The 14,122-nt window shown below is 39.1% G+C and carries 13 protein-coding genes and 2 tRNA genes; 8 read left to right on the top strand and 7 right to left on the bottom strand.

The annotated features are described in order from the left end of the window. Positions 1 to 55: 55 nt before the first annotated feature. The gene (locus tag OQ267_RS09200; RefSeq protein ID WP_265835651.1) at positions 56 to 691 is read right to left on the bottom strand and encodes a phosphoribosylanthranilate isomerase; all 636 of its coding nucleotides are present in this window, start codon (positions 689 to 691) and stop codon (positions 56 to 58) included. After that, positions 691 to 1,677, bottom strand: coding sequence for an anthranilate phosphoribosyltransferase (trpD, locus tag OQ267_RS09195; RefSeq protein WP_088302868.1), 987 nt, complete (start codon positions 1,675 to 1,677; stop codon positions 691 to 693). The genes OQ267_RS09200 and trpD overlap by 1 nt, the downstream gene beginning before the upstream one ends. A gap of 220 nt (positions 1,678 to 1,897) precedes the next feature. On the opposite strand from trpD, the gene OQ267_RS09190 reads away from it, so the two are divergent. After that, positions 1,898 to 2,836, top strand: coding sequence for an ion channel (locus tag OQ267_RS09190; protein ID WP_265835650.1), 939 nt, complete (start codon positions 1,898 to 1,900; stop codon positions 2,834 to 2,836). A 62-nt stretch (positions 2,837 to 2,898) separates the two neighbouring features. On the opposite strand, the gene OQ267_RS09185 is transcribed toward OQ267_RS09190, so the two are convergent. The 3 genes from OQ267_RS09185 to recR form a co-directional block, all read right to left on the bottom strand. Then, on the bottom strand, positions 2,899 to 3,735 hold the full coding sequence (locus tag OQ267_RS09185) for an alpha/beta hydrolase (RefSeq protein ID WP_265835649.1): 837 nt from the start codon (positions 3,733 to 3,735) through the stop codon (positions 2,899 to 2,901). Positions 3,736 to 3,860: 125 nt separating this feature from the next. Next, positions 3,861 to 4,679 (bottom strand): SDR family oxidoreductase, encoded by an 819-nt coding sequence (locus tag OQ267_RS09180; protein ID WP_265835648.1) that lies wholly within the window; start codon positions 4,677 to 4,679, stop codon positions 3,861 to 3,863. 159 nt (positions 4,680 to 4,838) lie between these two features. Then, positions 4,839 to 5,456, bottom strand: a complete 618-nt coding sequence (gene recR / locus OQ267_RS09175) for a recombination mediator RecR (protein ID WP_088302852.1) — start codon at positions 5,454 to 5,456, stop codon at positions 4,839 to 4,841. 198 nt (positions 5,457 to 5,654) lie between these two features. Here recR and OQ267_RS09170 point away from each other — a divergent pair, with 198 nt between their 5' ends. The 3 genes from OQ267_RS09170 to OQ267_RS09160 all read left to right on the top strand — a co-directional run bounded on the left by OQ267_RS09170 (position 5,655) and on the right by OQ267_RS09160 (position 8,574). After that, on the top strand, positions 5,655 to 7,163 hold the full coding sequence (locus tag OQ267_RS09170) for a sodium:solute symporter (protein ID WP_265835647.1): 1,509 nt from the start codon (positions 5,655 to 5,657) through the stop codon (positions 7,161 to 7,163). Positions 7,164 to 7,181: 18 nt separating this feature from the next. Beyond that, entirely contained in the window at positions 7,182 to 7,889 is a 708-nt protein-coding gene (locus OQ267_RS09165; protein WP_029289075.1) for a TIGR00730 family Rossman fold protein, read from the top strand. Between the two features lie 190 nt (positions 7,890 to 8,079). Next, complete coding sequence (locus tag OQ267_RS09160) at positions 8,080 to 8,574, top strand: hypothetical protein (RefSeq protein ID WP_088302850.1); 495 nt, start codon at positions 8,080 to 8,082, stop codon at positions 8,572 to 8,574. Positions 8,575 to 8,711: 137 nt separating this feature from the next. Here OQ267_RS09160 and OQ267_RS09155 read toward each other — a convergent pair whose 3' ends face one another. Together OQ267_RS09155 and OQ267_RS09150 are read right to left on the bottom strand one after the other, a co-directional pair. Continuing rightward, positions 8,712 to 9,302, bottom strand: coding sequence for a DUF502 domain-containing protein (locus OQ267_RS09155; protein ID WP_088302849.1), 591 nt, complete (start codon positions 9,300 to 9,302; stop codon positions 8,712 to 8,714). 339 nt (positions 9,303 to 9,641) lie between these two features. Further along, on the bottom strand, positions 9,642 to 12,104 hold the full coding sequence (locus tag OQ267_RS09150) for a bifunctional UDP-N-acetylmuramoyl-tripeptide:D-alanyl-D-alanine ligase/alanine racemase (protein ID WP_322974838.1): 2,463 nt from the start codon (positions 12,102 to 12,104) through the stop codon (positions 9,642 to 9,644). 56 nt (positions 12,105 to 12,160) lie between these two features. Between OQ267_RS09150 and OQ267_RS09145 the strand changes: the two genes are divergently transcribed. From OQ267_RS09145 to OQ267_RS09130, 4 genes are all read left to right on the top strand, one after another. Continuing rightward, positions 12,161 to 12,649 carry a regulatory protein RecX gene (locus OQ267_RS09145; protein ID WP_088302848.1) on the top strand — a complete coding sequence of 163 codons (489 nt, stop codon included), beginning with the start codon at positions 12,161 to 12,163 and terminating at the stop codon, positions 12,647 to 12,649. 94 nt (positions 12,650 to 12,743) lie between these two features. After that, positions 12,744 to 12,816: transfer RNA gene (locus tag OQ267_RS09140), tRNA-Gly, on the top strand. Between the two features lie 70 nt (positions 12,817 to 12,886). Continuing rightward, positions 12,887 to 12,970, top strand: a tRNA-Leu gene (locus tag OQ267_RS09135). Positions 12,971 to 13,397: 427 nt separating this feature from the next. Continuing rightward, a complete protein-coding gene (locus OQ267_RS09130; protein WP_088302847.1) occupies positions 13,398 to 14,108 on the top strand; it encodes a hypothetical protein in 711 nt (236 codons plus the stop codon). Positions 14,109 to 14,122 lie beyond the last annotated feature (14 nt).

Here is a 14,122-nt window from a genome sequence, read left to right as displayed (position 1 = left end):
TCCCGGCTGCGCTCGAAATGACGATCTGTTGCTAGCCAGACCACAGCATGATATTCTATTTTTCCATTTCTTTAATAAATTCTTTAATCTTCTCTGCATCTTTAACACCAGGTTCAACTTCAAACCTGCTGTTGATATCCAGCGTATACAATCTCGAATCTTCCATTGCATTTATTGCTGCTGCATGTTCCAAATCAATTCCGCCACTTAAAAAGTAAGGCTTATCTAATGGATAACCGTCCAAAATCTTCCAATCGAATGTTTTTCCTGAGCCACCATGCGCTTTTGTTTTGGTATCGAACAAAAAGTAATCGACCACAGCTGCGTAAGCATTCAATATCGAAAAGTCAAAATCTTCATCCACACCAAAAGCCTTAATCACTTCCAAACTGTTGAAGTTATTTTTTAGTGCGGCACAGTATTGTGGCGACTCGCCTCCATGTAACTGAACAGCTTTTAACTGGTATAGATTTACTTTTTTCTGCACCACTTCCAAATCTTCATCAACAAACACGCCAACTGTTCTAATTTCTGATGGAATATATTTAATCAGCTCTGCCGAAACATCACTGATCAACCTTGGTGATTTATCGTAAAAAATAAAGCCTAAATAATCAGGCTGCAAGCTGGCAACCGCAGCAACATTTGCCGCGAACTTCATTCCGCAAACCTTTAATTTCAATCCTTTCATCAGGCAACTAACTTTTTAAAGCTTTCCAGCGCCTTTTTACTGACTAAAGATTCCTCCGCTTCATAGAAACAATCTGCGAAACTCACAGCAGGCTTAATGGTTTTAATGGCCAATGCAGCATTGCAAAGCACCACATTGTTTTGAACATCAGTAGCCTCACCATTTAAAACATCCATGAAAATTTTTGCAGAAGATTCTACGGTATCTCCACCTTTAATATCATTCACGGAAACCTTTTCAAATCCCATGTCATTCAGGGTTAAAATACCCTCTCCCTTATTGTTAAAGGTTTTCACATCGCAGGTTAATGAAATTTCGTCATAACCTTCCAGCGCATGAACAATGGTATAGCTTTTTGTGGTGTCCTGGTAAAGATAATTGTATAAACGAGCCAGTTCCAGACTGAAAACACCCACCATCTGGTATTTAGGCTGCGAGGGGTTTACCATCGGCCCCAGCATATTGAAAAAGGTTTTAACACCTAAATCTTTACGGATGGGGGCCACAATCTTCATGGCCGGATTAAATAAAGGTGCATGTAAAAAACAAATGCCGGCGGTATCCAGGCTACGCTTTAGAGCATCCTGGTTATTGGTGAATGAATAACCCAGATATTCCATCACATTTGAAGAGCCACAACCAGATGACACGCCATAATTACCGTGTTTGGCTACCTGATGCCCTGCACCGGCCACTACAAATGATGACAAGGTAGAAATATTAAAGGTATCCTTTCCATCGCCACCTGTTCCGCAAAGATCAATCAGTTCATAGTCTGAAAAATTGGCTTTAATGCCCAGATCCAACATGGCATCACGGAAACCCTGTAACTCATCAACCGTAATGTTGCGCATGGCGTAGGCTGTAATAAAAGCGGCAATCTGCGAAGAATTAAATTCTCCTTGTGAAATAGAAATGAGGATATGCTTAGCCTCTTCCCTGCTGAAGCTTTTATTTTCAAACAAATGGTTTAATATTCTTTTCATGTTGATTTGCTTCTTTTGACGATAGCCCATAAAAAAAGGATTGCTTTTTGGGCAATCCTTTTTATCGTTTATAAAATAATTTAAAATATATAACAATAGAATTTGCCTAACGAATTTCGTTATGCCACCACCAATTGTTATTTAAGTTTTTAATGATCATGTTTGTATAGAACAAATATTGATATACTTTTTTGTAATTCCAAAATCTTTCTAAAAATATATGTCTTTTTTTAAGAGAAGAGTACAGTTTAATGATGATCTGGGTTTCGGCTCTACGCCCGTGATCAAAAACCAGCGGGTATTAAATACGGATGGAACACCAAATATTGAGCGGACCGGTCTGCCCTGGTTCAAGTTCGATGATACGTATACCCGACTGGTTACCATGAGCTGGCCCCGGTTTTTTCTTGTGATCCTGATCGCCTACCTGATTGTAAACACACTTTTCGCGGTTGCCTATAATGTAATTGGAATTGAAAATTTAGACGGCGCAAAAGGCATTACTTTAAGAGATCAGTTTTTTGATGCTTTCTTTTTCTCCGCACAAACCATTTCAACAGTAGGTTACGGACATATTTCACCACAGGGATTTATTACCAGTGTGCTCGCGGCCTTTGAGAGTATGCTTGGTTTACTGGCCTTTGCCTTAGCTACCGGATTATTATATGGTCGTTTCAGTCGCCCTACGTCAAAAGTGTCTTTCAGTAAAAAAATGGTTATCGGCCCCTATCAGGACCAAAAAGGCTTGATGTGCAGGCTCGTTAATTTAAGAAGGAACGCACTTATTGATATTGAAGTGCAGATGATCATCACCTTCAACGAACAGGTAGATGGAAAATTAAAAAGAAGTTTTCATCCTTTGGATTTGGAACGCAATAAAATCAGCGTACTATCCTTAAACTGGACCCTGGTTCATCCCATTAATGAAGACAGTCCTATTTTCGGAAAAACACTAGATGAATTAAAGGCAGCGGAAGTAGAGATTTTTGTGATTTTGAGAGCCTTTGATGATACTTTTGCGCAAACCATTCATACCAGAACCAGCTATCAGGATGATGACATCGAGTTTGATGCAAAGTTTAAGATCATGCATTATCACAATGAACAGGGCAAAACCGTGATGGATTATAGCTTGTTTGATAAAATTGAAAAGGTATAATCAGCGTTACTAACTTTCTGTCTGATATGAAATAAAGTTAGTAATGCTAAATGAACAATAGTTTAATCAAACTGATGAATAAATGTTAAAATTTCTTCATACAGATCATTCCAGCCTAATATCATCTGGCTAATCATAGGCACATGACTTTTCCCTTCGATCTCCTTAATTTCTACAGGAATATGGTGTGCCTTTAATTCTTGATATAACCTGGGAGTTTGTAATTTGATCGCTTCGTAAGTTTTGCCACCATACAACAGCAGATGCGGATTTTTAATATGATCAACATAATTTAATGGTGATGCTGCTTTCCATACCGCTGGCTGACTGGTAAAGGTTCTGATAAAATCGAAGTAAAAACTGTCCTTTTTGGCCGTGGTCAGGTATTCATACAGATCCAGTCCGAAGGGATCATTTAAGATTACGCCTTTGATTGGATTTTTGATTCCGGCATGGTTAAAATATCTCGGATCAGCGTTGATAAGTTCTGCCAAATGCCCACCTGCTGAATGCCCCATTATAAAGATCTTATCTGAACTGCCTTTATAAACAGCGATATTTTCCTTAACCCATTTTACGGCCAATGCGCAATCATCAGCCATTTTTTCATATTGTGCATCAGGCGCGAGCGGATAATTGATAATAACAGCAACTACACCTTTCCGTGCAAAATTTCTCCCTAACCACCAATACGTTTCTTTCTTGCCACTGCTCCAGGATCCTCCATGTATGAAAATCAGAACAGGTTTGTTTTCAATCTGATCGGCATTGTAAAAAACATTAAGTGAATTTTCTGCTTTAGCGTTATGGGCATAATTGATATCCTTCGCCGTCTTTACCTGAGCCGATGCTGTTATGGTTTGAAACAAGAGAATTGTTAGAAATAGTTTTTTAAGCATATGAAGGAATTAGGTTATGAGATCTGATTAGTAACTATCGGGTATTAAGCAGCAAGTATCACTTTGAAGATTGAAAAACTGGCATTAAACTTTTGCTTTGACCTTTAAGCAATCGGCCATTAGCGCTAAGCCTTAATCAGCGGATTTTTCTCTTTAGCAAATAAATCGAAAACCTTTTTATCTACAAAAGCAGGAAATAACTTATTCATCCAAACAGCCAGTTTTCCCTGGCCTGTCATCACTAAAGTCCGTTTGCGTTTCTCGATTCCATCGGCAATAATACCAGCAACTTCTTCAGATGTCATCATTTTTCCCTCATCCATACTGGTTTCACCATGAGCCGCACCATCTTTTGATAGTGCTGTAACACGAATATTGGAAGCGGTGAACCCCGGACAAGCCACTAAAACATTGACACCGGTTTTTAAAAGTTCGGTCCGCAGCGACTCCATAAAACCATTCATTGCAAATTTTGAAGCGGAATAGCCAGTTCTTCCCGGCAAACCCCGGTAACCGGCAATAGATGAAATTCCCACTACCGTACCTTTGGTTTTCAGGATTTCGGGTAGGGCATATTTGGTGCAATAAACAGTTCCCCAGAAGTTTACATCCATCAGGTTTTTAAGTACAGATAAATCGAGATCATGAAACAATGCACGCATGGATAAACCGGCATTGTTCACCAGGATATCAATCCTTTGAAAAGAAACCAATGTTTGTTTGATGATCAGTTCACAATCGGCCTCCTTACTTACGTCTGCCTGAACAGCCACTGCCCTGATGTTATATTTCTTTTCTAAATCGGCCGTAATTTCGCAAAGGGTTACATACTGGCGGGCAGCTAAAACTAAATTAGCACCACGTTTGGCAAATTCTTCGGCACAGGCTTTTCCGATCCCGCTGGATGCCCCGGTAATGATGATGACTTTATTTTTGAGGTTCATTTTTTTTGTGAGTATTGAGTCGCAAGTATTAAGACTTGATGATTAGACTGATGTTAGTATTGAATATCACGTATGAAGATTGACACTTATATTTATTTCTTTTATAGTCTTTTCGGACTCCAGACTTTTGACTTACAACTCTGGACTCCAAACTCCCAACTATTTCATCATCGCTGTTTCATAAGGTACCCGGGTAATGATCGAGCGGCCGAGGGTAATTTCATCTGTATATTCCAGTTCGCCACCAAAGGCAATGCCGCGGGCAATGGTGCTTACCGGAACATTAAAGTCTTTTAAGCGCTTGTACAGGTAAAACAATGTGGTATCGCCCTCCATATTTGGGCTCAGGGCCAGAATAATTTCTTTGATCCCCCCGGCAGATACCCTGGAAACCAATCCATCGATAAATAAGTCTGTCGGACCAATTCCATCCATTGGTGAAATTAGGCCACCCAAAACATGATAAACACCAAAATACTGACCTGTATTTTCGATCGCCATAACATCCCGAGTATCTTCGACCACGCAAATCGTTTCCTTATCACGTTTGGCTGAAGTACAGATTTCGCACACCGTATAATCTGAAATATTGCGGCAAATTGTACAATGTTTGATGTGTTGCTTTAGCTTAATAAAAGTATTGCCAAACTGATTCACTTCCTCCTGTTCTTTATTTAAAAGATGTAACACTAAACGCAATGCCGTTTTTTGTCCTACACCAGGTAATTTAGAGAATTCGTTTACTGCATCTTCCAGCAGTTTGGATGAAAAATTCATGTACAAAAATATACTAAAAGTTTGATACGGAAAATTGTTTGATTGTTATATTGATAAATTGCTGTATGGCTTCATTGTTGTCCTTCTATAGCAAGACCATTGTTGAAGTTAAGTTTTAACAATGGAGCATTTTAACAATTCTTTAAGCCATTGACTTTAAATCGTAATTTCTTACATTTATCAGCTTAAAACAAAACCATGTCGCCAACCATACTTTTATGTTTCCTAATCGGTTATTTTTTATTGCTGATTATTATTTCATTCGTAACCGCTAAAGATTCGTCTGATAACAACTCTTTTTTTGTAGCCAACAGAAATTCAAAGTGGTATTTAGTGGCATTTGGCATGATTGGCACTGCACTTTCGGGGGTAACGTTTATTTCGGTACCTGGTGAAGTGGGTGCACCGGCCGGGAATCAGTTTCAGTATTTTCAATTCGTTTTAGGTAATGCCGTTGGTTTCCTCATTATTTGCACCGTATTGCTCCCGCTGTATTACCGGATGAAACTGACCTCCATTTACAGCTATATTGAACAGCGATTGGGGCATTACAGTTATAAAACTGCAGCCTCCATATTTTTGCTGAGCAGAACACTGGGTTCGGCCACCAGGTTATATTTAGTGGTGATTGTACTGCAACGCTTTATTTTTGATAATTACGGCATCCCTTTCTGGTTAACAGTGCTGATTTCCTTAGCCCTGATCTGGTCGTACACCTTTAAAGGCGGTTTAAAAACCATTATCATTACTGATACGCTTCAAACGTTTTTCCTGGTGCTATCCGTTTTCCTCACCATCTATTTTATTTGTAGCAGCTTGAATTTTAATATCCCACAGGCTTTTGAAACCATCAAAAGCAGCAGCTATTCAAAGATTTTCTTTCTGGATAATTTCCTGACGAATAAGTTCTATTTCAGCAAACAGTTTATCGGCGGTATTTTCGTGACCATTGCGATGACGGGTTTAGACCAGGATCTGATGCAGAAAAACCTGAGCATGGGTACGATTAAAGAGGCGCAAAAAAACATGTTCACTTTTACAGGAGTATTTGTCATCTTAAATGTCTTCTTTCTGAGCGTTGGGGCTTTGCTGTATATTTTCGCCGCAAAAAATGGCATTGAGATTCCTTTGGATCATCTCACCGGAAAGGCTAGAACCGATTTGTTATTTCCAGAAATTGCCTTAAATCATTTAGGTGCAATACCTGCCATTATCTTTATGCTGGGCCTAACGGCAGCAACATTTGCCACCACAGATTCTGCCTTAACCGCACTAACCACTTCTTTTTGTGTAGATTTCCTGGGCATGGCCAAAGCTGAAAATGTAAACGCGAAAGATGCGGTAAAAAAGCGCCATACCGTCCACATCGCATTTTCTATTTTAATGTTTTTAGTGATCATCATCATCAATGCACTCAACAGCTCATCCGTAGTCAGCTTAATATTTACCATTGCCTCTTATACCTACGGACCACTTTTAGGCTTGTACAGTTTTGGACTATTTGTAAAAAAACGTGGTTTGTACGACAAATTAGTGCCAATAGTTTGCATATTATCGCCTTTTTTATGTTACTTGCTTTCCACGTATTCAACCCGTTTACTGGGTGGTTACGTTTTCAGTGTTGAACTGATTTTAATTAATGGTTTAATCACCTTTATAGGTTTGCTTTTCATCAGCAAAAAGACTGATGCGCAAACAGAATTTTAATATTAGAATAGCGTAAATATGACGAGTGAAGAAAAAATAAGAAGTGCCTTTGAAAATAAGGACTGGCAGGAAATTAAAGTAACGGATTCCTGGCAAATTTTTAAAATAATGGCGGAGTTTGTAGATGGCTTCGAAAAACTGGCTAAAATAGGCCCCTGCGTAACCATCTATGGGTCAGCCCGGACGGCAGAAACCAACAGGTATTATCAACTGGCAGAACAATGCGGTAAACTTTTAACTGATCGTGGTTATGGCGTGATTACAGGCGGTGGCCCGGGTATCATGGAAGCCGGAAATAAAGGTGCACATACCAATGGCGGTAAATCGGTAGGGCTTAATATCGAACTGCCTTTTGAACAGTTTCACAATAAATATATTGACCATAACAAATTGCTGGAATTTGATTATTTCTTTGTCCGCAAGGTAATGTTTATGAAATACAGCCAGGGTTTTGTGGTTTTACCCGGCGGTTTTGGTACCATGGATGAGCTTTTTGAAGCTTTAACGTTGATCCAAACGGGTAAAATTGCACGTTTCCCGATTGTATTATTGGGTAAGGATTACTGGAGCGGTTTAATCGACTGGATTAAAGGTACCATGCTACAAAAAGAACATAATATCCATGAGGAAGACCTGAACCTGTTCAGGTTGGTAGATACAGCCGAAGAAGCCGCAGAGCACATTTTCAGGTTCTATGATAAATATGTATTGAAACCTAATTTCTAGAACAGATAAAGAACAGGATTAAAAGAATTTGAGGTTTTTCAGGATTTGGATGTTGAAGCATATTCTCTTCAATCCTTGAAAATTCAAATCATTATCAAAAAGGTGCTTGTTTTACAGGCACTTTTTTATTTACAAACTTTTTCTGTAACGATTCGTTTATTCGGCAGTCTTAAAGCAAAACCTTGTTGTGATGGAGAAAATACTGAATTGGAGAAAAGGCTTACTTGATAGTAATTACCAGGTATTTGAAGATATGTTATTAAAATTTTCTTTAAATTTCTTTTCTTTAAAAAACTCTGCCATTGCCACCACACAATCAGGAATTTACCTTTTAAAAAGTGAGGGGTACTCCACTCCGGAGTCGAAAATCCTCAATAACAAAAATGAAGTTCTGGCGGTCATCCGCTATGACTGGCTGGGGTTTAAGGCCAGAATATTTTGTACCAGTGGTGATGAATTTGACTGGAGTTTTCAGAACAGCTGGTTCAGCAGATGGTCAGTGAATGATCATAAAAATAAGCAGATTATTTATAATTCAGCTTCGGGCAGTGGCTTGATCCACAGCAATACGGAAGATGATTTAGTAATGGTGGCGGGATTATTCATCCGGGAATATTATATCAGGATACTTTATGCTTTTATATTGCTGATGGTTTTCCTATCCTTCGCACGGAACATTTTTTAAATGCTTTTTTAATTTAAATGATTAAGACCAAGTGGTTCAGTTTTTAACGCATCCAATGGGTTATGACATTCAACATGGCAATTAATTGAGCGTTTAATTTCTCCATTCAACCACCTGTAGATCCCGCTTTTAAATACTCAGAGTCCGCTCACACCACCACTTACCACTAGTTTCATCGCATCGGCAGCACTCATATCCAGATCTTTCACTTTTTCTCTTTTCACAATACAAAGCTGACCTGCAAAAGAGTACGACAAAGGAAAATAAACCGCAACATCGTCAGGTAAATTCAGTTTATGCAGATCGTTCTGTGTAAGGAAACCAATCTTTTTCAATCCGCCTTCTACCTCCACCAATACCGGGTGATTAAATTTCTTTTCATCACCCACAAACGCTTCAGTTAAATCTTTAATGGAAGAGTAGATGAAATTAAGTAAAGGCAAGCGCTGCATCATCCTCTGGAACCAATTGTACATCGGCTCGGTAACGAGATTAGTTACAAAAATACCTGCCAGTAGAATAATGGTTAAAACAGTTAGCAAGCCTAAACCAGGGATGTTCCTGCTTTCACCCGTCTGCGGATTAACCCCAAGTATATTATTGACATTCAGCCAGCTATCTACAGTGGTAACTGCCCAGACCACAATAAAGATACTCACAGCGATGGGTACCACAATTAATAAACCTTTGATCAAATAGTTTAAAATAGCTTTCCCGATTTTGTTCATGCTGCAAATTTATTTAAAAATGTTCAATAGTCGGTAGTGAATGGTTTATTAGTTCAATAGTCATTGGTTCATTGGTTAGCATGGTTTATAATTAGCATGGTTTATAATCTGCATCCAAACTAATGACTAATGAACCAATGACAAATGAACCAGGTTATCTGCATCCAGACTAATGACTATTGAACCAATGACCAATGAACCAGGTTATCTGCATCCAGACTAATGACTAATGAACCAATGACCAATGAACCAGGTTATCTGCATCCAAACTAATGACTATTGAACCAATGACAAATGAACCAGGTTATTTGCATCCAGACTAATGACAAATGAACCGATTTATTCATAAAAATAAACCCGTTTAACACGCTGAGAAATATTGGTTAAAATCTCGTATGGAATGGTACCTGTATCATTTGCCAGTTGCATAATGGTATGTTCCTGATTAAAAACAATGGCCTCATCTCCGGCTTTTACTTCTAAACCTGTGATATCCAGCATGGTCATGTCCATACAAACGGAGCCAATAGTGGGTACCAATTGTCCGTTGACTAACATCTTCCCTACGCCATTTCCAAATGCACGGCTATAGCCATCTGCATAACCAATTTTTACCGTTGCTATTTTACCGCCTTTGGGCATCCAGCCTTTCCTGCTGTAGCCCACACTTTCGCCGGGTGCAATGTTTTTGACCTGGGTGATGGTCGTTTTTAAAACCATTACCGTTTGCAGACCCTGATTCTGCTGCAAACCGGCATCAAATCCATAAAGGCCGATTCCTAAGCGAACCATGTCCAGCTGGCTGTCGGGCCACCTGCTGATGCCTGAAGTATTAGCGATGTGCAATAGCGGCTGATAACCTAAAACACGGATCAGTTTTTTTGCGGCCAGATCAAAGATATTTATTTGCCGACGGGTAAAATCATCATGCGCTGCTTCCCCGCTGGCCACCAGGTGAGAAAAAATACTTTGCACCCTAATCAGCAGGTTATCTTTAAGCAACTTCACCAGATCATCAATTTCTGTTTCGTCAAAGCCTAAACGGTGCATACCGCTATCAATTTTTAAGTGAACCGGATAATGCAGAATATCTTCAGGAAGCGCATTTAAAAAACTATTCAGCACGCCAAGGCTATAAATTTCGGGTTCTAAATGGTGTTTGATAATGGCTTCAAAAGCAGATTCTTCCGGGCTCATCACCATGATGGGCAGGGTGATGCCCGCTTTCCTTAAGGCAATTCCTTCATCGGCATAAGCCACCGCCAGATAATCTACTTTGTGAAACTGCAAGAGATTGGCAATTTCAAAACTTCCGCTTCCGTATGAAAAAGCTTTCACCATAGCCATTATTTTTACGCCAGATGTAAGTTTAGCACGATAGAACTGGAGGTTCGCCACCATGGCATTCAGATCTATCTCCAATACTGTATCATGTATTTTCTGCGTCAAAATCTTACTGATCCTGCCAAATTCGAAACGCCGGGCACCCTTTACCAAAATGGTTTCGTGGTTAAACTGTAAGCCGGGAAAAGCCTGTAAAAAAGCATCGGTATCATCAAAAAAGTGGGTTTCGCACTGAAAAAGTTCCGCATATCCGGCCATCTGTTTTCCGATTCCAATGAAGCGGTTAATCCTTTTCTGTTGCAGTAAACCGGCTATTTCAGTGTATAAAACCAAATCTTCTTTACCGGTTTCAAATATCTCGGAAAGGATAACTGTTTTTTTAGTGTGCTGATTTTGCTGGTTCAGGAAATCAAGTGCGATAACTAGTGATGAAATATCAGCACTGTAAGAATCATCGATTATGGAACACTGGTTAATGCCATTTTTCAGTTCCAGTCGCATGCTTACCGGCGTCAGTTTTTCTAATCGTGAACCGGCTTGTTCAGGTAAATAGCCCATGGCCAGTAAAGTGGCCCAGCAAATAATGCCATCTTCTATTGATGCCTGATCTTTAAATGGCAAGCTGCAGCTGATTTCCTGATTCTGGTAGATTGCCCGTAAGTGGCTGCCTGATATACCATGTTCTACCTCGATAATACGAAGATCAGCACCTTGTATGCCACTCCAGCTAAACCTCTTCTGCCCCGGCAATACCGGCAAATCAATTTCAGCAATGTCATCCGGTGAGTAAATCAGTAGTTCGCATGTTGTAAAGAGCTTGAGTTTTTCGGTCAGCTTTTCTTTTCTTGAAGCAAAGCCTTCCGCATGTGCTTCACCAATATTGGTTAAAATCCCGATTTGTGGCTGAATAATTTTGGCCAGGGTTTCCATTTCACCCACAGCAGAGATGCCTGCTTCGAAAATACCCAACTGGTGGCCGGCATTGATTTGCCAGATAGATAGTGGCACCCCAATTTGCGAATTATAACTCTTCGGACTCCGGATGATATTAAAATCAACAGCCAAAAGCTGATACAACCATTCTTTTACGATTGTTTTTCCATTGCTTCCGGTGATGCCTATGGTTTTTAAATGGAAATGCTGACGGTGTGCTACAGCCAGTAACTGCAGTGCAGCCAAAGCATTTTCTACCAGGATGAAGTTACAATCAGGATATGATGCAATATACCCCTGTTCGGTTACCACAAAATTCCTGACCTGTTTCTGGTAAGCATCTTTAATAAACTCATGCCCGTTCCGGTGTGCCGATAAAGCAAAAAACAAGGAATTTTCCGGAACCATCACCGAACGGCTATCCACCACCAGGTACTGAATGCTAAGTTCTTCATTACCTAAACGGGCTTCAGCACCAAGAATTTCTGCAATTTTGGAAATGGTATATATCGGGTTATGCATCATATTATTCAAAAAATACGTTAATCGCCATTATTTTTTGCGAATTTCATCAATTAATTATGAAAAGCGGCAAACAAGAGACAGCAATATTAGATAAAAAACAGGCATTGGCCAAAGCAGAAAGTTTTTGTGTTTACCAGGAACGTTCTCAAAAGGAAGTCCGTTATAAACTTGTTGAATGGGGTATGCGTGGGGATGAGCTGGAAGAGATTTTATCAGAACTGATTGTCAACAATTTTTTGAATGAAGAAAGATTTGCAAAATCGTATGCTTCAGGGAAATTTAACATTAAAAAATGGGGGCGCCTTAAAATTAAACAGGGCTTAAAACTGAAAGGCGTTCCGGATAAGATCATGCAAAAGGCACTGTATAGTTTGGATGAGGAGGATTACCTGCAGACTTTAGAAAATCTGGCGATCAGAAAAGCAGATACCTTAACCGAATCGCACCCTTTAAAAAGAAAAATGAAGCTGATGACCTATCTTCAGGGGCGCGGATTTGAAAATGATTTAATTTTACTTGTACTGAAAGACAGCAATTTAAATTAAATATTAAATTTTTAATAAAAAATCCCTTGACAGAAATATAAATCTGTCTATATTTGCATCACCAAAACGAAACGGCATATCAGTTTTGTTTCATGCGAAAGTAGCTCAGTTGGTAGAGCACGACCTTGCCAAGGTCGGGGTCGCGAGTTCGAATCTCGTCTTTCGCTCTAAATGCCTTCTTACCAGGAGGCATTTATTTTAAAACATTAATCTTACCGGGGATCCGGATAGACTAATGCTCGGGTGGTGGAACTGGTAGACACGCAGGACTTAAAATCCTGTGCTTTCAAAGGCGTGCGGGTTCGATTCCCGCCCCGAGTACTTCAAAAAAATCGAAACAGGAAACCTTTCAGCAATGGAAGGTTTTTTTGTTTACTTGAGTTTTCGGATCAATCAAAAAAAGCCAGAAACACGGGCTGGATCAGGATGAATATTCATGCAGATCTCCGATTTTTACGGACTGATCATCATGATAATCTCATCACTTTCTCATATATCATCTTTTCATTTTGACAAATGTCAAATACTGACCATCAACATGTATTTTGTAAATTTACTAAGACTATATTTGAGCAGTTAAATTATAGTTGTCAAATTATTCCAGTAAAGTAAGTCTCATATAACAATCGTTTGCATAAGGTAAATATAAAACCATTATTTTCCTGTTTAGGGTATATTTAATTTTATAAATTACCATTTAGTCAAATGTTGTAACAGATCAAAAGCTGTAATATTACTCGCTAATCCCATGGAGTTTATCTCAGATATACCAGATCTTAATTTGCCCATTTCGTTTTTAGAGGCGGGCGGGATTAGAAAGCATGAGCCTTCAGGAAATATGTGGTCTCCAGCAACAACTAAAGGAATAGATTCGAAGTTAAACAACGTCAATTACATCTTCCATAATTTAATTAACCAGATTTCAAATAAGGAATTTATCTTTTTAAAAACTTCTTTCCTGGAAATGAGTATGCGAGTACATCACTTAAATAAAGAGATGGAAAAAATACGGCACATGGTAGAACAAAAAGTAAAAGAACTAAAAAAAAGACTGAAATCACATCAGGAATTTTTCTCAAAAATTGCGATGATCAATGACACGCATATTAGCACAGCAGCTGTGAAAACCGCCGATGAAATTTCCGCCATTCAATATGAAATAAACAATTTACAACACCATAGAAGATATAACGTACTTTCTGATCGTTTACATAAGGCGCGAATAATTCCTGTAAGTACACTGGAGCGGCATGAAATCGTCAACCTGATTGGTCTCGGCCTGCTGGAGGAAATCCGGTTTCCGTTTAGCCTGAAAAAAGAAGATAAAATATTTATCCAGACCAATTCTTCAGGTGCTGATGTAGAATTAAAAGAATGCCGCTATTGTTATACCACGTTCGGACAAGCGTTTATGGAAGTATGTGAAGCTGAAAAACATGTATTCAGATCAATAATTTAAAAATAAAAGTCGCG

Origin of the sequence: Pedobacter sp. MR22-3, assembly GCF_026240075.1 — a bacterium.
Taxonomy (GTDB): domain Bacteria; phylum Bacteroidota; class Bacteroidia; order Sphingobacteriales; family Sphingobacteriaceae; genus Pedobacter.
This window is presented reverse-complemented; position numbering and strand designations above follow the sequence as displayed.